General features: G+C 67.2%; 10 protein-coding genes. 4 read left to right on the top strand and 6 right to left on the bottom strand.

Features of this window, described 5'->3' with window-relative positions; translation table 11 throughout:
* Positions 1-301: 301 nt before the first annotated feature.
* From CEJ42_RS24225 to CEJ42_RS24200, 6 genes are all read right to left on the bottom strand, one after another.
* On the bottom strand, positions 302-2170 hold the full coding sequence (locus CEJ42_RS24225) for a peptide transporter (protein WP_088752809.1): 1869 nt from the start codon (positions 2168-2170) through the stop codon (positions 302-304).
* Positions 2171-2321: 151 nt separating this feature from the next.
* On the bottom strand, positions 2322-3851 hold the full coding sequence (locus tag CEJ42_RS24220; protein ID WP_088752808.1) for an argininosuccinate lyase: 1530 nt from the start codon (positions 3849-3851) through the stop codon (positions 2322-2324).
* Positions 3838-7773: a beta strand repeat-containing protein gene (locus CEJ42_RS24215; RefSeq protein WP_088752807.1), complete on the bottom strand. Its 3936-nt coding sequence runs from the start codon at positions 7771-7773 to the stop codon at positions 3838-3840. Before CEJ42_RS24215 ends, CEJ42_RS24220 begins: the two co-directional genes overlap by 14 nt.
* A gap of 13 nt (positions 7774-7786) precedes the next feature.
* Entirely contained in the window at positions 7787-10834 is a 3048-nt protein-coding gene (locus CEJ42_RS24210; protein WP_088752806.1) for a ShlB/FhaC/HecB family hemolysin secretion/activation protein, read from the bottom strand.
* A 134-nt stretch (positions 10835-10968) separates the two neighbouring features.
* Complete coding sequence (locus CEJ42_RS24205) at positions 10969-12072, bottom strand: alpha/beta hydrolase (protein ID WP_243397947.1); 1104 nt, start codon at positions 12070-12072, stop codon at positions 10969-10971.
* A gap of 204 nt (positions 12073-12276) precedes the next feature.
* Positions 12277-13299, bottom strand: a complete 1023-nt coding sequence (locus tag CEJ42_RS24200) for a helix-turn-helix domain-containing protein (RefSeq protein ID WP_088752805.1) — start codon at positions 13297-13299, stop codon at positions 12277-12279.
* Between the two features lie 213 nt (positions 13300-13512).
* On the opposite strand from CEJ42_RS24200, the gene eat reads away from it, so the two are divergent.
* The 4 genes from eat (at position 13513) to eutC (ending at position 18591) form a co-directional block, all read left to right on the top strand.
* Positions 13513-14904, top strand: coding sequence for an ethanolamine permease (eat, locus tag CEJ42_RS24195; RefSeq protein WP_088752804.1), 1392 nt, complete (start codon positions 13513-13515; stop codon positions 14902-14904).
* Positions 14905-15006: 102 nt separating this feature from the next.
* Entirely contained in the window at positions 15007-16269 is a 1263-nt protein-coding gene (locus CEJ42_RS24190) for an HAD family hydrolase (RefSeq protein WP_476729729.1), read from the top strand.
* A 54-nt stretch (positions 16270-16323) separates the two neighbouring features.
* A complete protein-coding gene (locus tag CEJ42_RS24185) occupies positions 16324-17730 on the top strand; it encodes an ethanolamine ammonia-lyase subunit EutB (RefSeq protein WP_088752802.1) in 1407 nt (468 codons plus the stop codon).
* A 3-nt stretch (positions 17731-17733) separates the two neighbouring features.
* Complete coding sequence (gene eutC, locus CEJ42_RS24180; protein ID WP_088752801.1) at positions 17734-18591, top strand: ethanolamine ammonia-lyase subunit EutC; 858 nt, start codon at positions 17734-17736, stop codon at positions 18589-18591.
* Positions 18592-18693 lie beyond the last annotated feature (102 nt).

Here is an 18693-nt window from a genome sequence, read left to right as displayed (position 1 = left end):
ACCGCGCCGGGCTCGTACAAAGTGGTCTCCGGCACCATCGGCGTGACCGCTGTGCTGAACAAACCCGAAAACCTGAACCTGACCCAGGACATCTCCCTGGACGGTTCGGCCACCATCGAAGTGAAGTATCTGTGAGCAGGGCAGCTTAAGGCAGCGCCGGATGCCGTACGGCCATCCTGGCTGCGGACGGTTCAGAATTGGCTTGTGTCCCTGTGCCCTCCCTGACGGACGTTTGGCCCGCTTCGCGCAAGGAAGCGGGCTTTTTTGTTGCGTATTGTCGTGTGCGCGGGAGGGGGGGCGGTCAGCCCTGCTGGCGGATCAGTTCGAGCAGGGCATCCCCCAGCGACTCCGGCCGCCCCTCGAACAACCGCTGCAGGTATTGAGGATCGGCCAGGTAGCGATACAGCGCGTTGCGCTCCTCGAAGCTGGTGGCCATGCGTACGGCCGCGAGTATGTAGTCGTCCAGTGTGGAGGCGATGGTCCAGTCGGGCAGGCCGACGCGGCGGAACAGGCCTTCGTCGATGTGCTCGAAGACTTCCGGCCCGGTCTTGCAGACGCCCGGCAAGCCCACGGCGAAGGCGTCGATGATGCCGTTGGTGTTGCCGAAGGGCAGCGGCGACAGGAACATGTCGCACTGGTTGAAGATGGAGAGGTACTCCTGGTAAGGCTGGTGCGGGTAGACGCTGGCGCCGGGGACGAAGCGCTGGATCAGGCGCTGCAGTTGCGGATACAGCAGCCCCAGCGCCTGGCCGACCAGGAAGTGGAAGCGCACCTGCCTGGCCGGCCGGCCGTCGGGCGGCTGCAGCGCCAGCTCGGCGATCTTCTGGCAGGCCATCAGGAAGCGCGGGTTCATCTTCATCGTGGTGGCGGCGATGGCGATGTTGACGTAGGGCTTGTCGGTGCGCTCCAGGCGCGGCACGCTGAAGGGAATGGCCGACGGACGATAGGGCTGGCCGTCGGCCGGCAGGCGCAGCAGCTTCTCGCTGAAGCAGGCCGGGTCGCCGACGAAGTCGTCTTCCACGCTGATGTAGTCGATGCGGCTGGAATGCGTGGTGGCCGGGTGGCCCAGCGCTGCGACCTGCAGCGGCGCCACGCGCAGGTTGGCGGCAAACATGGTGATGGGGAACATGCCCACGCTGGGCATGTAGAGCGCGCGCGGACGGCGTTCGGCGGCGAGGGCGCGCAGCTGGGCCAGGCAGGCCAGCATGTCGCCGGGCGTGTCGAAGGCGATGAACTCGTCGAACACCGCGCGGCCCAGCTCGTCGGTGTTGGCCTCATAGCCGATGGCCACCACATGGAAATGGCGGCGCGCGGCTTCCAGCGTTTTGGAATGCGTGCGGTAGATCGAGTGGCCGCCGGAGAACCATTCCAGCAGCACCAGCAGCACCGGTTTGGACGACGCGTCGACCGGACCGGCGTCTTCCAGGTCGTTGAGGCCGGCTTCGCGCAGCTTTTTCTCGATCAGCCGATTGATGGCGCCCTTGATGCGGTGGCGTTGCGGCAGGTCGGCGTAGCTGCAGTGCATGTAGACATCGTGCAGCACCGCTACCGGCAGGCCGTCCATCGAATCCAGTTCCTGCAGGCGGTCGGGCAGCCAGCCCAGCAGCGCCTCGCGCTTGGAGTGCGCGGCCGGGGTGCCGATGAAGCGCGGCGACATCAGTGCCATGAACAGCGCGGCGGCCAGCGGCTTGTTCTGCTTCCACAGCATTTCCACGTCCAGCGGCAGCTCCGACTCGGGCGAGTAGAGGATGCAGAACTTCACCAGGTCCAGCGGCTTGACCTGGAACTCTTGCGCGTCCGGTCCGCCCAGGTTGAGCGAGCGCAGGATGTGGTCGCAGTTGATGAAATGGCTGGCGCCGAACAGCGCGGACAGCCAGCGCTGGAAGTTGATCAGCTGGCCGAAGCCGTTGGGGCTGATGTGAAAGCCCGGGTCCGAGAACAGCGCCGAGATCGCGCTGGTCACGCGGGTGAGCACATGCTGCTCCAGCGCCGCCGGCGGCACCGCCGGTGACACCGACAGCGAGAAGTTGTTCGCCAGCTTGCCGTAGTTGCGGTCGATCAGCACCAGAAGACGCACCAGCTCGCGCGCGGCGGGTTCCTGCTGCCGCGAGTAGCAGAGGTATTCGAACTTTTCCAGGGAGAAAATATCGTCGTTGCCGGTGGCCGTCATTGTTGTTCTCGAAATAAAAAAGGACGCACCCGGCATTGTGCCGCCGAAGTGCGTCCGCCGCCAGCTCCACAGTCAGGCGTTAAAGCTTCCTTTGATTCTTTTCTTGCTGCGCGCTTGCCCGGGCCACGCAGCAGCCCAGGCCGCGGTCCGCTTACTGGCCCAGCTTGTAGAAAGCCTGGTCCAGCTTCTGCTGCGCCGACGCCAGCTTGTCGCGCTGGCCCTTGAGCCATTGCTGGTCCTGCGCCAGTCGCGCGCGCTCGGCCGTCAGCATGCGCTCGACCTCGGCGCGCTGCGGGCCGCCCAGGCCGCGGCTGGATTCGATCATGTTCTGCGCCGTCAGCGCCTGGCGGAAGCGCGCCTGCGTCAGCGGGAACTGCGCATGGTCGAAGTCGAAGGCCTTGAGCGCGTCGCCATAGATTTTCTGCACCTGGTCGAACGGAATGTCAGCCGGCTTGATCTTGTTCAGGCGGCCGTAGGTCACCAGGTCAGAGGCGAAATGATGGCCCACGCGGAAGGGCACGTTGGAGTCGCGCTGCAGGATGTCGGCCAGCTCGGTGGTGGTGGAGTAGTCGGCGTCCACCTCGGCCAGCGCACGGTCCTTGTCGATCACCAGGTTGCTCATCAGGTCGGCCAGCTTGGCGAAGGAGTTGGCGGTCAGGTCCAGGGTCTTCTCGACCTGGTCGCGCTTGTAGTCGGGCATGCCGGGGGTGACGTTGTGCGCTTCCACCTGGAAGGTCATGGCGCCGCCGACCACTTCGCTCGACTGCAGGCGCAGCACGTTCAGGCCGTAGGGGTTGCGCTTCTGCGGCATGATGCTGGAGGTGCCGGTCAGGCGGCCTTCGCGAATCATGATCCAGGGGTAGGGATTGTGGTACTGGGTGTGCATGTCCTGCACCAGGATGCCCATGGTCAGCGCGGCGTTGCTGCAGATGCCGACCAGTTCCACGCCCATGTCCAGCGCGCCCAGCTGGGCGGCGTCATAGGAGTTTTCCATCGGACCGTCGAAGCCCAGCAGCTCGGCCAGGCGGTTGCGGTCGACCGGGAAGCTGGAGGTGCCCAGCGCGGCCGAACCCAGCGGGTTCAGGTTCAGGCGCGCATAGGCCTCCTTCAGGCGGGCGGCGTCGCGGCCGAAGGCCGAGGAAAACGCCAGCAGGTAGTGCGCATAGGTGGTCGGTTGCGCCTGCACGCCGTTGGTGTAGGCCGGCACGATGGTGTCGAGGTTGTCTTCGGCCAGCTTCAGGAACACCGCCTTGGACTTGTTCATCTGCTCCATCAGGTTCAGCGCGCGCTCGCGCTGCATCAGGCGGCGCGTGGTGGAGAGGATGTCCTGGCGGCTGCGGCCGGAGTGCATGCGCGAGCCGTCCGGGCCGGCATAGGCCAGGATCAGCGGCTCATACTGCAGGTAGTCCACCGGACGCTTGGCGCCGGGCTGGTCGCCGTCCTTGATCACCTGGTCGACCGCCTTCACGATCTTCTTGCCCAGGTCGGGCGGCACGATCTTGGTCTCGATGGTCATCACCGTCGAGGCCTTGTTCATCTCGCCGAGGAAATAGTAATAGTCGTGCGGCGTCTGCGCCGCCTTGTCGGCCGCGAAGGCCGGCAGCATGCAGGCGGCCAGCGTCAGCGCGGCCAGCTTGCGCAGGCGCGGCGCGCGTGGGGTGCGGATCTCATTTGCTTTCATTGTCTTGGCTCTCTGTGGATGAGTTGGAACGGGTGCTGCTGTCGCCCGGACGCTCGATGGCGTTCGGTGCGGAAACGGGATTGCCAAGTTGCGCCAGGTCGATGCTGACGTTGTCGCGCTCGCCGGCGATGGGCGTCATGCGCATCGAAGACGGCGGCGGCGTGATCCAGCCGTTGTTGACCTGGTTGGTCTTGGCGGCGGTCGCGGCGGGCTCGGCTGCCGGATTGGTCAGGATGTTGCTGGTGGCGCCGCCCAGGTTGCGCACCACCACGCCGCGCCCGGTGGCGGCGATCACGGTAGTGTCGCCGGACTGGCCGAGCGGCGAGCCGTTGGCCGCGCGCGCGGTGATCGCCAGCACGCCGTCCTGCACCTGCAGCGTATTGTTGCCGCCGGTGAAGCGCAGGCCGTAGGCGCCGTTGCTGGTGGCGGTGATGTTCATGTTGCCGCTGCCGCCGGTGGACACCGTGTTGTAGCCGTTGCTGCTGGTGCCGACGAAGGAAATGCCTTCACCCGAGCCATTGCCGGTGCCGGCCAGGCTGATGTTGCCGCTGGCCGAGGTGATGGCCACGCCGTTGGCGGCCGAGGCCGCCGCCGCCCGGATCAGGATCCCCGCCGCCGACGAGGAGGCGCTGCTGGCGCCGGCCAGCGTGATGTCGCCGCTGACGGTAGAGATGGTGTTGGCGCTGGCGTTGCCGGACGGGTAGATGCTGATCCCGCTGCCATAGACCGAGCTGCCGTTGAGCGCCACCGAGCCGCTGCCGGTGGCGCGGATCACGTTCACGCCGGTCTGCAGGCCGATGCCGTCGCCGTAGTTGCTGGTGCCGGTGATGGACAGCTTGCCGTTCTCCACGCTGATGGTGGCGCGGCCGTTGCCGTACAGCGCCACGCCGTTGCCCTGGTCGGCGGCGTTGCCGGTCAGCGTGACGTTGCCGTTGCCGGTGGTGCTGATGATGTTGGTCACCGCCAGGATGGCGATGCCGTGGTCCAGTTCGGGCAGGTTGGGCGAGTGGAAGTTGCCGTTCAGGGTGATGTTGCCGCCCTGGGAGACGATGCGGTTGGCCGAGGCCGTGCCGTTGCCGCCCAGCGCGATGGCGTCCGAAGTGCCCACCGAGTCGCCGGTCAGCGTGATGTTGCCGGTGGTGGTGGACACCGTCACGCCCTGCGAGCCGCCGGTGGAGTTGAAGAAGATGCCGTAGCCGCCGAAGCTGTTGGTGCTGTTGCCGTTGATGACGATGTCGCCGGTGGTGGTCGTCAGGTTGATGGCGGCGTTGGCGCCGGAGGGCGCGATGTCCACGCCGCGGCCCGAGGCGCTGGTGCCGTCCAGGCGCAGCTGGCCGCTGGTGGTGCCGACGTTGATGACGGCATAGGCGCCGCCGGCGTCCAGCGAGAGCGCCTTGAAGGACCCGCTGGAATTGTTGACCTGGGTGTTGTTGGCCGCCAGCCTGACGTTGCCCGAGGTGCTGCGCACCGTGATGGTCGAGCCCGGGGCCGACGCCGAGGTGCCGTTGCCCGAGGCGATCAGCGCCAGCGACGGCGTGGAGCCGCCCGAGCTGTTGCCGGAGATGCTGATATTGCCGTCGGAGACCACGCTGATCAGCGATCCGGCGCCGGTCGAGTTCAGTACCGTGCCATAGCTGCCGGTGCTGTTGCCGCCGATGACGATGTTGCCGCCATTGCTGGCGTTGACCGATATCGTGCCGTTGCCCGAGGCTGCGAGGTAGGTGCCGCGGCTGCTGCTGTTGCCCGTGATGGTCAGCGTGCCGCTGCCCACGCTGATGTTCTGCGACGAGCCGGCGGTGGTGGAGCAGACCAGCACGCCGAAGCCGGAGGTCGCGTTGCCGCTGATGGTGACGTTGCCCGAGCCGGCGGCGGCGATGGTGTTGTTGGTGCTGAACACGCGCGTGCCGTTGCCGGTGCCCAGGTTGGTGCCGTCGATGCGGATCGAACCGGTGCCGTTGGTCACGATCTTGCTGCCGCCGGTCAGGATGAAGGCGTCGCCGCCGCTGGTGGTGCTGGCCTGCAGCGCGACGATGCTGATGTTGCCGCCGCCGGCGTCCAGCGTGCTGCCGCCGGAGATCACGGTGGCGTTGGTGGTGGTATTGGCCGCCAGGGTGGACGAGGTGGCGCCGCGGATGGTGATGCTGCCGCCGTTGGTGGTGATGTTGGTGCCGGTGGTGATCAGCACGCCGGTGCTGTTGGAGACATTGGTGCTGGCGTAGGAGGTGCCGGGCGAGACCGCGCCGCTGATGGTCAGGTTGCCGCCATTGGTGGAAATGGTGGCGTTGGTCAGCGCCACCGAGCCGTTGCCGCTGTTGTTGAAGTTTGAGTAGAGCGATACGTTGAGCGACTTGCCGGCGGCATTGGTGATGCTGGTGTTGGTCATCACGATGTTGCGGTGCGCCTGCAGCGTCAGCGTGGCGTTGCCGACCGCCTTCACGTTGTCCAGCACGTTGATGTCGCCCGAGGTGCCGCCCACCGAGGTGGTGCAGACCAGGATGTTGGCGCCCTCCGACAGCGAGGCGTTGAGGGTGGCCGAGCTGAGGTTGGAGCTGGCCGCGCCCGACGAGGTGAACGGGCTGGTGCTGGTGGCGCCGCCGGCATTGGCCGCGCTGGTGATGTTGATGTTGTACGGGTCGAGCAGCCAGGTGCCGCCCTGGCCGGAAGCGGCCGAGAGGTTCACCGCGCCGAACACGTCGAGGTAGTGGCCCGAGGTCTCCACCAGCCCGCCGGCGCCGGTCGCGCCGCCGCCCGCGACGTTGATGTCGCCGTAGAAGCGGGTCGAATCCTCCGACCACAGGATCACCTTGCCGCCGTTGCCCGACGAGCGCGCCGAGGCGTCGATGGAGGCGTTGGCGTCCATGTAGGTGGCGCTGGCCTGGAACACGCCGTTGCCGCCCTGGTAGTCGCCGCCGGCCAGCACGGTGCCGCCGCCGGCGTCGCCCGAGGCGTCGATGCGGCTGCCGTCGAACATGCCGACGTACTGGCCCAGCAGCTTCACGGTGCCGCCGGTTTCGCCGGCATTGCGTCCGGAGACGTCGATGGCGCCGCTGTTGGCCACCACGCCGGAATCCCCGCCGTCCAGCACCACCACGCCGTTGCGCTGCTGCAGGCTGGTGGCCTCGATCAGGCCGCTGTTGTTGACCACCTCGGCCATCAGCGCATTGCCGGCATGCGCCGTCATCAGCACGGTGCCGCCATTGGCGCGGATCACGCCGGCGTTGGCGACGCTGGCGTTGACGGTGGCGTTGTTGACCTCCATGTTGATCAGGCCGTCGCCGTTGAAGTCCAGCGTGATCTTTTCGCCGGCGCCGAGCACCACCGAGCCCAGGCGCGCGGCGATGGTGCCCTCGTTGCGCACCTGGGCGCCCAGCAGCGCCACATAGCCGCCGCTGGCGGCGCTGATGTTGCCCAGGTTGATGACGGTGCCGTTGCCGCCTTCCAGCTCGAACACGTTGCGCCCGGCCATGAAGTTGGCGTCCGAGATGTTGAGCGTGCTGGCCACCAGGCCGCCCACGTTGACCGAGGAGCCTGCGCCGAACAGCACGCCGTTGGGGTTGACCAGGTAGACCTGGCCGTTGGCGTTGAGCGCGCCCATGATCTGCGACGCGTCGCTGGACATCACCCGGTTCAGCGCCACCGAGGAGGAACCCGGCTGGTTGAAGGTGACCGAGGCGGCGCTGCCGATGTTGAAGCTGTCCCAGTTGGTGACCATGCGAGCGCTGCTCTGGGTCACCGTCATGCTGTTGCCGGAGGCGCTGATGGCGCCGCTGCCGGCCACGATCTGGCCGTTGGTGGGCAGCGCGCCGGCGTCCAGCGCGGCGGCCGTCAGCGGCGCCAGGCCGAAGCTGGCGCACAGCACGGCGTGGGCGATCGGGGACAGCGCGGGAAGACGCTGGCGGCGAAGTTTGGCTAGGCTGTTCATCTCGTCCGTCTCCTCAGAATGTGTAGTTGATGCCCAGGCCGATGGCGCGGATGGTGGTGCCGACGCCCGGCGAGTAGCCGGAGGCGCCCAGCACGCCCGAGACGGCGTAGTTGTAGTTGGCCAGCGAGTTGTTGCGCAGCACTACGTATTGCCCGAACAGGCGGGTCTGCTTGCTCCACGCATAAGAGAAGCCGTAGGCCTGCTGGCTGGCGCCCATGCCGTCGGTGGAGCACTTCACGCCATTGCCGGAGATCATGGAGCATTCGCCCGGCATGGCGCGGCCGGCGCTGGCCAGCAGCGTCCATGCGCGGATCTTGTGCGACAGGCCCAGCATGTAGGCGCGGCGGCGGTAGTTCTGCATGTCGCTGGAGGTGGTGCTGGTATTGACCACGCCGTATTCGGAGTAGGACAGGTCGTCGGCGATCAGCGAGATCTTGGTCGGGCCGAAGTCATACGCCAGGCCGTAACGGAAGCTGAAGTCCGACGACGAGGTGCCGGCGGTCACCGCGGTGTTGCTGCCCACGCCGCGCGCGTTGCGGCCCAGGCTGGCGATGCCGAAGTAGTTGATATGCTGCTCGGCCGACACCACGGCGGTCAGGCCGCCGTATTCCCAGGTCAGGCTGCCGCTGTACATGTAGCCGGTGGCGACGTCGGCGGCCGACTTCATGCTGTTGTCGGAGAAGGCGATCTTGGCCTGCAGGCCGTTCCACTTCGGCGTCCAGTAGGAGAACATGCCGGCCTGGCGGCGGTTGAAGGCGGCGTCGTCGTTGTCGGAGGACGAGGCGGTGCCCACCGGGCCGGAGTTCTTGGTGATGCTGGTGACGAAGCCGGGCGAGCCGATCAGGTTGTAGTGCGCGGCGCTGGTGCGGCCTTGGAAGGGATCGAGCGAGGTCATGCTCTCCTTCATCGGGGTGTCCCAGTTGCCGTACATCAGCGTGCCGTAGGACGGATTGTTCAGCGCCACGCCGGTGTTGCGCAGGTCCTGCGAGTGGGTCCAGTCGGGCACCGAGACGTCGCTGCGGTTGGTGTAGTTCAGCGACAGGCCCAGCTCCAGCTGCCACAGGAACTTCCATTGCTGGTACAGCTGGATGCCGCTGTGGGCGCCGATGTAGGAGACGTTGTCGCGCACGCGCCAGAAGCTGTTCATGTTGCGGCCGTTGGGCGTGGCAAGCCGGCTCTGGTCGGCCGCGGCCTGCGGCGTGGCGCCGTAGCGGTTGACGTATTCGGGGATCAGGCCCAGCGAGCCGTAGAGCACGAAGGCGGTTTCCGGCTCCTCGAAATCCTCGCCCTTGCCGCCGAGATCGCTGGCCAGGCCGGCGAAGGCTTGCGGCGAACCGGAGACCGAGACCCACACGCGGCGCGCATTGCGCTGCTCGGTGGTCGGGTCCACGCCGGGCGAGATCGCGAAGGCGGCGTTCATCACGATGTCCTTGTGATACAGGTTCAGGCCCACGCCATAGCCCGAGCGCGACAGGCTGTTGACGCTGTTGTCCCACGGGTTCTTGTTGACGGTGACGCGACCGGCGTCGCCGAACAGCACGCCCTCGGCCACCGCGCCGCCCACCATGCCCAGGCGCTTGCGCAGCTCCAGCCGCGCCAGCACGCCCTGGTCGCCGGCGGCTTCGCCCACCGGATAGGCGCGCACGCCGTTGGGGCCGCCCAGGCTCATCTTTTCCGACGCGTCCAGGTTCTTGTCGGCCCACTGCGCCGAGACCGAGCCCAGCAGCGAGTAGCCGCCGCCCAGTTGCTGCAGGCGCGAGAAGCCGACGTTGAGCTTCTTGTAGTTGCCCGAGGCCCTGGAGGTGATCGCGTCCAGCGCCGCGTCGTTGGGCGTCTCCTTGTCCAGCGTGCCGCGGCCGGCACGGATGCTCCACAGGTTGCTGCCGCCGCCCAGCAGGCTGTCGCGCCAGTCGCCGGAGAGACTGGCGCTCCAGAAGTTGGACGACTTCTCGACCACGGTGGCCGAGGTGATGTCTTCGAAGTGGCGGTATTCCGCCGAGACGCCCAGGTTGACGTTGGCGTTGCGGCTGCGCAGCAGCGAGCTGTTGACGAAGAAGGTCGAGACCTTGGCCGAGCCGCTGGCCTGCGCATCCTTGAGGTTCTTGCCGACGTTGTATTGCAGCTCGGCGAAGTTGGCGCCCACGGTCAGGCCGCTGGCGCCGATGGGCATGGAATAGCCGAGGCCGGCGATGCGCAGGCCTTCGAACGAGTTCTGGGTGTTCAACGTGAAGCTCTCGCCCAGGCCCAGCGTGTCGTTGAGCGACAGGTTGGCCGACAGGCGGTTGCTGCCGGTGTAGTAGTTGCCGTAGTTGTCGAAGGAGGCGCGCGCGGTCCAGGCGGTCATCTCGGAGAGCTTGAGCACGATGTCGGCCGCGCCGGGCTGGCCGGCCGGGCGCAGCACCGCGCGCACCGAGACGCCGGCGATGTCGGACAGGCGCAGCAGCACGCGCTCCAGGTCGGCCTCGCGGATCACGTCGCCCGGATGCAGGGCGTCGACGAAGCGCTGCAGCGTGTCCTTGCCCAGCCGCGTATGCGGATCGGTCTCGGCGCTGACGGCGCCGATCACGCCTTCGCGCACGCCGATCTCGACCACGCCGCCGGCGATCTCCTGCGCCGGCAGATAGGCGCGCGCCACCGGATAACCTTCGGCGCGGTACAGCGCCGTGATGCGGGCCGCGGCTTCGCGCAGGCCGCGGAAGTCGAGCTCCTGGCCGATCATGCCGGCCAGCTCGGCCTGCAGCCGGGCGTCAGGCAGGGAATGGTTGCCGGAGAGCTTGAAGCCGGCCACGTGCACGCGCACTTCGCCGGCCGGCGCGCGGGTCTCGTCGCCGGGCTCGCTTTCCTTTTCGATGCGCACGCGCGGCTGCTGCTCGGCCGGCGCGCGTTCGGCTGGCGACAGGGCGCCGCGGTTGCTTTCGAAAATGCTGCCGGACGAGGGCGGGGCGCTTTGCGCCAGCGCGTCCAGCGGCATCAGCTGCACGATGGGCGCGGCCGCCATCAGCGTGAATATGCGCCGTGCGAGCGTATGCCGCGCGGATCCGGAAAAGCGGAGCTTCTTCATGGTGTCTCGACTGTTTTAGTTGTAATGCGACCGGCCATTAGTTGTTTTGTCGGGCCGGCTCCTCCTCGCGCAGCGCCCCTGAGCGCTGCGTTTGCTGCCTTTTTGTCAGTTGTCGTGTTGGGACGCGCCGCGCCTCAGCGGCGCGGGAACAGCTTCAATGCCGTTTCTTCCGACTGGAACAATTTGTCCGCCTCGTGCGCCGCGCCCTTGACCTGGAATTCCGGATGGTTCACCGGGATCTGCCACTTGGCCGAGAGGAAGCGCTCGTAGTTCACGAAGTTGAGCTGGCGCTCGACCCGGTTGGTGCCCTGCATGGCCGCGCCGCAGGCTTTGTCCAGATAGCGGTGGTTGCCGTTGTTGTCGCGCGCGCCGACCAGATAGGTGATGTTGCGGGCGGCGTAGCGGGCGAACAGCTGCTGCGAATCCAGGTTCTGGCGCTTGAGGTAATCAGGCGGGTTCTCGATGCCGTAGCGATAGTTGTTGTAGCCCGGGCACATCACGGTGCGCGGCAGCTCGAAGCTGTCGCCGTCGGGACGGCTGGCTTCGAAATACACATAGGAGGACGGGCTGGAAATGATGTAGCGCACCGCGATGCCGGCCTGCTGCAGCGGCGCGTCAAGCTGGTTGACCACGGCGTAGCGCTGCATCAGCTGGGCGCCGGCCGAGTGGCCCATGAGCACGATTTCCTTCAGGTCGGGGAAGCGCTGGCGGTCGGCCAGCCAGTGCACGATGTCATCCAGCGCCTGGAACGACGTGATGCCTTCCACCCCGCGCTCGGAGTCCTCGCCCTGCATCCAGGTGCCGCCGCCCCACAGCGGCATGGCGGAGGACGAGCCCTCATCGGACTGGGTCATGAAATTGGGCGCCAGCAGCAGCGTGTCCGAGGGCGGCAGCTGCGCCATCTGCAGCAGGTGCCGGCCGACGGCGAAATAGTCGTCGGCGTTGCGCTTGACGCCATGCACCAGCACGACGGCGCGCGCCACATGGCTGGGCAGGCGTTGCAGGTCGTTGTTCGCGTAGACGGCGAAGGAGTAAGGCCGGGCCGTACCGACCTGGATCACCTGGCGCGCGGCGGCCTCGTCGGCGGCGCGGGCATGCAGCATGGGCACGGTGAGGGCGGCGATGGTGAAGGCCAGGGCGGCGATGCCCGGGGCGAAGGATGCGATGTTCTCGAGCCGGCGCGCCAGAGGGCTCTGCGCCTGCGGGGTGTCTTTCGGGGATTTTGCCTGTGCCGCCATGATCCTGATCCGCCTGATGCTGGTAAACGTGCAGGATGCGCGCGGCAGGACGATGCTGCTGTCTCCCTCCGCAGGCAGGTGTCCTGCTGCTGTTTGTTGTTATTGGTGCAGCGGATTATAGGAGCGCGATTTCGCTATGTAAAATATCTCGAACGCGCTAGCAGCATACTTAAAAAGTATTGAGTCGACCAGGTCGGAGGCGGCTCAATGGCGTGTGCGGCCCTGCACGGCGGCCGAGGGCGTCTCGCCGAACAGCTTCTTGTAGTCGCAGGAGAACTGGCTGAAATTGGCGAAGCCCCAGGCCGCCGCGATGTCGCCGATGGCGTGCTTGCCGTCGCTCGCCCACAGCGCGCGCCGTACGCCGTTCAGGCGCAGCGAGCGCAGGTAGGTCATCGGGCTGATGCCCAGCACGTCCTCGAAGCAGTACTGCAGCGTGCGCCGGCTCACATGCACGGCCTCGCACAGCATGGGCACGGTGACCGGGTTCTCGTGCTGCGCCATCGCATATTCGCGCGCGTCGTTGACGATGCGGCGCCGGCGCTGGAGGCTGGCGCCGGCCCCGGCTTCGATCTCGCCGCCGTCCAGCAGCGCCAGCAGCGACACCAGCACCGCCTCCTGGCGCAGCTGCAGGGCGGCGTTGCCGGCCACGCCGTGCATGCCGCCGGCCAGCTGCAGCAGCTCGCCGATGTGGCGACGGCAGCCGTCCAGCCCTTCGTGTTCCACGCTGAGCAGCTCGGCCTGCACCAGCTTGCCCCAGTCCACGTCGCAGCCCAGCCGTGCGGCGGTGGCGAGCAGGGCATCGCGCTGCACCACGATGCCGTAGATCTCGTGCCGATCCGGCGTGACCAGTTCGAATTCGCAACCGCCCGGGCGCGTCATCACCGCATCTGCGCCGACCTGGCGGCCGTTGATGCGCATGCCGCCCGCCCGCGCCTCGATGCCGAACCAGAACGCGTCCGGCCATACCCGGCAGGACTGGCGGATGGCGCGGCTGGTGCCCTCGCGGAAGATCTGCAGCCCGGCGCTCTGCCATTCGTCCAGCACGCCTTCGAAGGCGCCGCAGGCGAGCTGGTCGTAGCGCTGTTCCCAGTTGGTCAGGTTGTGCGCGTGCTGGTCGACGTCGCGCGCGACGACGGTGCGCAGCGCCTGCTTTGTGTGCGGCTGTGCCAGGGTTGCGCCGTGGCCGGGGCTGGCTGTTGCAGTCTGGAACAGTTGGGCTTCGGACATGTGGATGACTCCCTGTGAGGCGCTGCGGCCGGGGCCCGCGGCAGGTTTGCCGAATTTCGATAACGGCGCCGGAACCGCGGTTGTTATATTTCTTGCCAATGGCGCGGTGCCTGGTTTTTCAAGCAAGCGCTATGCCCACAAGCTTTCAAACCGCTTTCAGACCATAGCGCTGCAGCGCGCTGCATGCGCATTTCGCGCCAACAGGAGAGATCGATGGATGCCAGCTCATCCGGGCAGGGCCAAGCCCTCAAGCCCGTTCTGAATACCCTCCAGCTTTGGGGGATCGCCGTCGGCCTGGTGATATCGGGCGAGTACTTCGGCTGGAGCTACGGCTGGGCCAGCGCCGGCACGCTGGGCTTCACCGTGACGGCCTTGTTCATCGCGGCGATGTACGCCACCTTCATCTTCAGCTTTACCGAGCTGACCACGTCCATCCCGCACGCCGGCGGCCCGTTCGCCTACAGCAAGCGCGCCTTCGGGCCGGTGGGCGGTTACCTCGCCGGGGCGGCCACGCTGATCGAGTTCGTGTTCGCGCCGCCGGCGATCTCGCTGGCCATCGGCGCCTACCTGAACGTGCAGTTTCCGGCCGTCGATCCCAAGCTGGCGGCGCTGGGCGCCTATCTGGTGTTCATGACGCTCAACATCGTCGGCGTGCAGATCGCCGCCACCTTCGAGCTGTGCGTGACGCTGCTGGCGATCTTCGAGCTGCTGGTGTTCATGGGCGTGGTTTCGCCCGGCTTCTCGCTGGCCAATTTCACCAAGGGCGGCTGGTCGGGCAGCGACAGCTTCAGCCTGGCGGCGGTGCCGGGCATGTTCGCGGCGATTCCGTTCGCGATCTGGTTCTTCCTCGCCATCGAAGGCGTGGCGATGGCGGCAGAAGAAGCCAAGGATCCGAAGCGCTCCATCCCCATCGCCTACATCACCGGCATCCTGACCCTGGTGGTGCTGGCCATCGGCGTGATGCTGTTCGCCGGCGGCGCGGGCGACTGGACCAAGCTGTCCAACATCAACGACCCGCTGCCGCAGGCCATGAAGCTGATCGTCGGCGACAACAGCAACTGGCTGCACATGCTGGTATGGCTGGGCCTGTTCGGGCTGGTGGCGTCCTTTCACGGGATCATCCTGGGTTACTCGCGGCAGATCTTCGCGCTGGCCCGCGAAGGCTACCTGCCGGCGTACTTCGCCCGCGTGCATCCGCGCTTCAAGACGCCGCACCGCGCCATCATTGCCGGCGGCGTGGTGGGCATCGCCGCCATCTACAGCGACGAGCTGGTGACGCTGGGCGGCCAGACACTCACGGCCAACATCGTCACCATGTCGGTGTTCGGCGCCATCCTGATGTACATCCTGTCGATGCTGAGCCTGTTCCGGTTGCGCCGCGCCGAGGCCGGCCTGGCGCGGCCGTTCCGCGCGCCGCTGTATCCGTATTTCCCGGCCTTCGCGCTGTTCGGCGCGCTGGTGTGCATGGCCACCATGATCTACTACAACCCGCTGATCTTCGGCATCTTCCTGGCTTTGCTTGCGCTGGGCTACGCCTGGTTCCTGGCGACCGCGCGTCGCCGCGCCGAGAGCGAGGCGGCGGTGGGCGCGACGCCCGGCCGCTGAGCTGCTTCCCGTTTTTTCCTGCGATCCAGACCCACCACTTCGACGAGAACGACCATCATGAACAACAACCACAAGATGCCTCTCCCGCAAAACATTCACGACATGCCGCGCCGCGGTTTCCTGGGCGGCCTGCTGGCGGCCGCCGCCGGCGGCGCGCTGGCGACGGCGCCGCTGGCGGGCCATGCCGCGGCACCGCAGGCCGTCGGCCTGGACCGGGCGAAGTGGGCGCCGCGCAACCATGAGATGGTGGCGCAGATGATCGCCTTGCATGGCAACAAGGCTGGCAAGCGCCCCTATGCGGTATTCGACTGGGACAACACCAGCATCATGAACGACTGCGAGGAAGCGCTGCTGATGTACCAGATCAACACGCTGTCCTTCAAGCTCACGCCGGCTGAGTTCGCCGCCATCATCCGCCAGAACGTGCCGCCGGGCCCGTTCAGCAAGGATTTCAGGAACGCCGCCGGCAACGTGGTGGATCTCGATTCGATCTGCGCCGACCTGGACGCCGACTATGCCTTCCTGTACGCCGGCTACAAGGGCTTGGGCGGCAGCAAGTCGCTGGAGGAGATCACCGCCACGGTCGAGTTCCAGGATTTTCGCGCCAAGCTCTACTACCTGTATGAGGCGGTCAACGACACCCATGGCGTCAACGTCGGTTATCCCTGGGTGATCTACTTCTTCGCCAACATGAGCGTGGCCGACGTCAGCGCGCTGGCCGAGGCCTCCAACGACGCGGCGCTGGGCGCGGCGCTGACCAAGGTCAAGTACACCAGCCCGGCCGACCGCCCGGGCAGGGCCGGCGTGGTCAGCGTCACGCATTTCCACGGTATCCGGCTGTGCACGGAGATCGGCGCAATGATGGATACTTTGCGCAGCAACGGCATCGACGTCTATGTCTGCACCGCTTCACTGGAAGACGTGGTGGCGGTGTTCGCGACGCATCCCAAGTACGGCTACAACGTGCCGCGCGAGAACGTCATCGGGCTGCGCCTGGAGCGCAACGGCGAGGTTTATCGCAATGCCTACCTGAAGGACTGGCCGCTGACCTGGGGGCCGGGCAAGACGGTGGTGATCAAGCGCGAGCTGGTGGCCAGGAAGGGCTACGGCCCGCTGTTCGTGGCCGGCGACAGCGACGGCGACTACGACATGCTGCGCGACTTCCCGGAGACGCAGTACGGCCTGATCGTCAACCGCATGAAGAACGGCAAGATCGGCGAGCTGTCGAAGCTGGCAGCGGACCAGCTGCAATCGGGCAAGCCGCGTTTCCTGCTGCAGGGACGCCAGGAGTCGACCGGCAACTGGCTGCCGGTGGAAACCAGCATCAAATACGGCAAGACCGCGCCGCAGCTGCTGACCAGCTGAGGGCGCAGGGTCCGGCGGTGCGCCGCCGGACCGCGTTGAAGACGGAGGACGAGCATGCCGCAACACCGCTTCAAGCACAGCGTTGGCAGCGCCAGCCATGTGTTTCGCGACCTGAAGGAACTGATGGCCAAGGCCTCGCCCGCGCGTTCGGGCGACCTGCTGGCCGGCGTGGCGGCGGCCACGGCCGAAGAGCGCGCGGTGGCGCAGATGGCGCTGGCCGAGCTGCCGCTGAAGATCTTCCTCGAGGAGCCGCTGATTCCCTATGAGGAAGACGAGATCACCCGCCTCATCATCGACACCCATGACGGCGCCGCCTTCGCGCCCATCGCGCATCTGACGGTGGGCGATTTCCGCAACTGGCTGCTGGCCGACGACACCGACGGCGCGGTGCTGGCCGCGGCCGCTCCGGGCATCACGCCGGAGATGGCGGCAGCGGTCTCCAAGATCATGCGCAACCAGGACCTGATCCTGGTGGGCAAGAAGTGCCGCGTGGTGAGCGCCTTTCGCAATACCATCGGCCTGCCGGGACGGCTGTCCACCCGGCTGCAGCCCAACCATCCGACCGACGACGCCAGCGGCATCGCCGCCAGCATGCTGGACGGCCTGCTGTACGGCAACGGCGACGCCGTCATCGGCATCAATCCGGCCACCGACAACGTACCGCAGGTGATGAAGCTGGTCGGCATGATGGCCGACGTCATCGCACGCTACGAGATCCCCACGCAGTCCTGCGTGCTGACCCACGTCACCAACACGATTGCCGCCATCGAGCGCGGCGCGCCGGTGGACCTGGTGTTCCAGTCGATTGCCGGCACCGAGGCCGCCAACCGCGGCTTCGGCATCGACCTGGCCATCCTCGGCGAGGCGCGCGAGGCGGCGCTGTCGCTCGGACGCGGCACCGTGGGCGACAACGTCATGTACTTCGAGACCGGCCAGGGCAGCGCGCTGTCGGCCAACGCCCACCACGGCGTCGACCAGCAGACCTGCGAGGCGCGCGCCTATGCGGTGGCGCGGCGGTTCAAGCCCTTGCTGGTCAATACCGTGGTCGGCTTCATCGGCCCCGAATACCTGTACGACGGCAAGCAGATCATCCGCGCCGGGCTGGAAGACCATTTCTGCGCCAAGCTGCTGGGCCTGCCGATGGGCTGCGACGTCTGCTACACCAACCACGCCGAGGCCGACCAGAACGATATGGATGTGCTGCTCACGCTGCTGGGCGTGGCAGGCTGCACCTTCGTCATGGGCATTCCCGGCTCGGACGACATCATGCTCAACTACCAGACCACTTCCTTCCACGACGCGTTGTACGCGCGCCGCGTGCTGGGCTCGCGCCCGGCGCCGGAGTTCGAGGACTGGCTGCACAGGATGCAGATCTTCAACGCTTCGCCGGGCGAGGGGCAGTTCCGCCTGCATGCGGATACGCCGCCCGGCTTTCGCGAGGCCCTGCTGCGGCTGCACTGATCCATGGACGATATCGAAAAAAGCGGCAAGGCCGATACCGCCGACGGGCCGGTGACCGGCAACCCCTGGGAGGCGCTGCGCCGCTTCACCGCCGCGCGCATCGCGCTGGGCCGCGCCGGCGTGAGCCTGCCCACGCAAGCCCAGTTGGCCTTCCAGCTGGCGCACGCGCAGGCGCGCGACGCGGTACACCTGGCGCTGGACGTGGCTGCGTTGAAGGCAGGCCTGCAGGAGCACGGCATCTGCGCCGCCGGCGAGGTGCTGGACGTGCACAGCGCCGCGCCCGACCGGCTGACCTATCTGCAGCGTCCCGACCTGGGCCGTCGCCTGTGCGACCAATCGCGCGCGCAGATGCTGGCCGCGCCGTTCGCGTCCAGCGCGCAGGCGCGGCCTTACGACCTTGCCTTCGTCATTGCCGACGGCCTGTCCTCATTGGCGGTGGGGCAGAACGCCGCGCCTTTCCTGGCGCAGCTCATGCAGCGCATCGCGCCGGAGGGCTGGGCGATCGCGCCGCCGGTGATCGTGCGCCAGGGCCGCGTCGCGGTGGCCGACGAGGTCGGCGAGCTGCTGGGCGCGAAGCTGGTGGTGATCCTGATCGGCGAGCGTCCCGGCCTGAGCTCGCCCGACAGCATGGGGCTGTACCTGACCTGGATGCCGGCCCGCGGCCTGACCGACGCCGGCCGCAACTGCATCTCCAACGTACGGCCGCAGGGCCTGCGTTATGAGGAGGCGGCCTACAAGCTGCACTACCTGATGTCGGAGGCGCATCGCCGCGGCTTGTCGGGCGTGGCCCTGAAGGACGAGACGGCGGGCGAGGGCGGGGAGCTGGATGTGCGGGGGAATTTTTTGCTGGGCGATGGCTGAAGAACGACGCTGGATCCTGACTTTCGTCAGAATGACGGAGAGAAGTGGATGCGGCGGCTGTCTCCCCACCCACCGCCGTCATCCCGGCGCAGGCCGGGATCC

The sequence above is a fragment of the Herbaspirillum robiniae genome (genome assembly GCF_002213415.1).
Lineage (GTDB): Bacteria > Pseudomonadota > Gammaproteobacteria > Burkholderiales > Burkholderiaceae_D > Herbaspirillum > Herbaspirillum robiniae.
The sequence above is the reverse complement of the archived record's forward strand: the minus strand, read 5'-3'. Positions and strand labels throughout refer to the sequence as shown.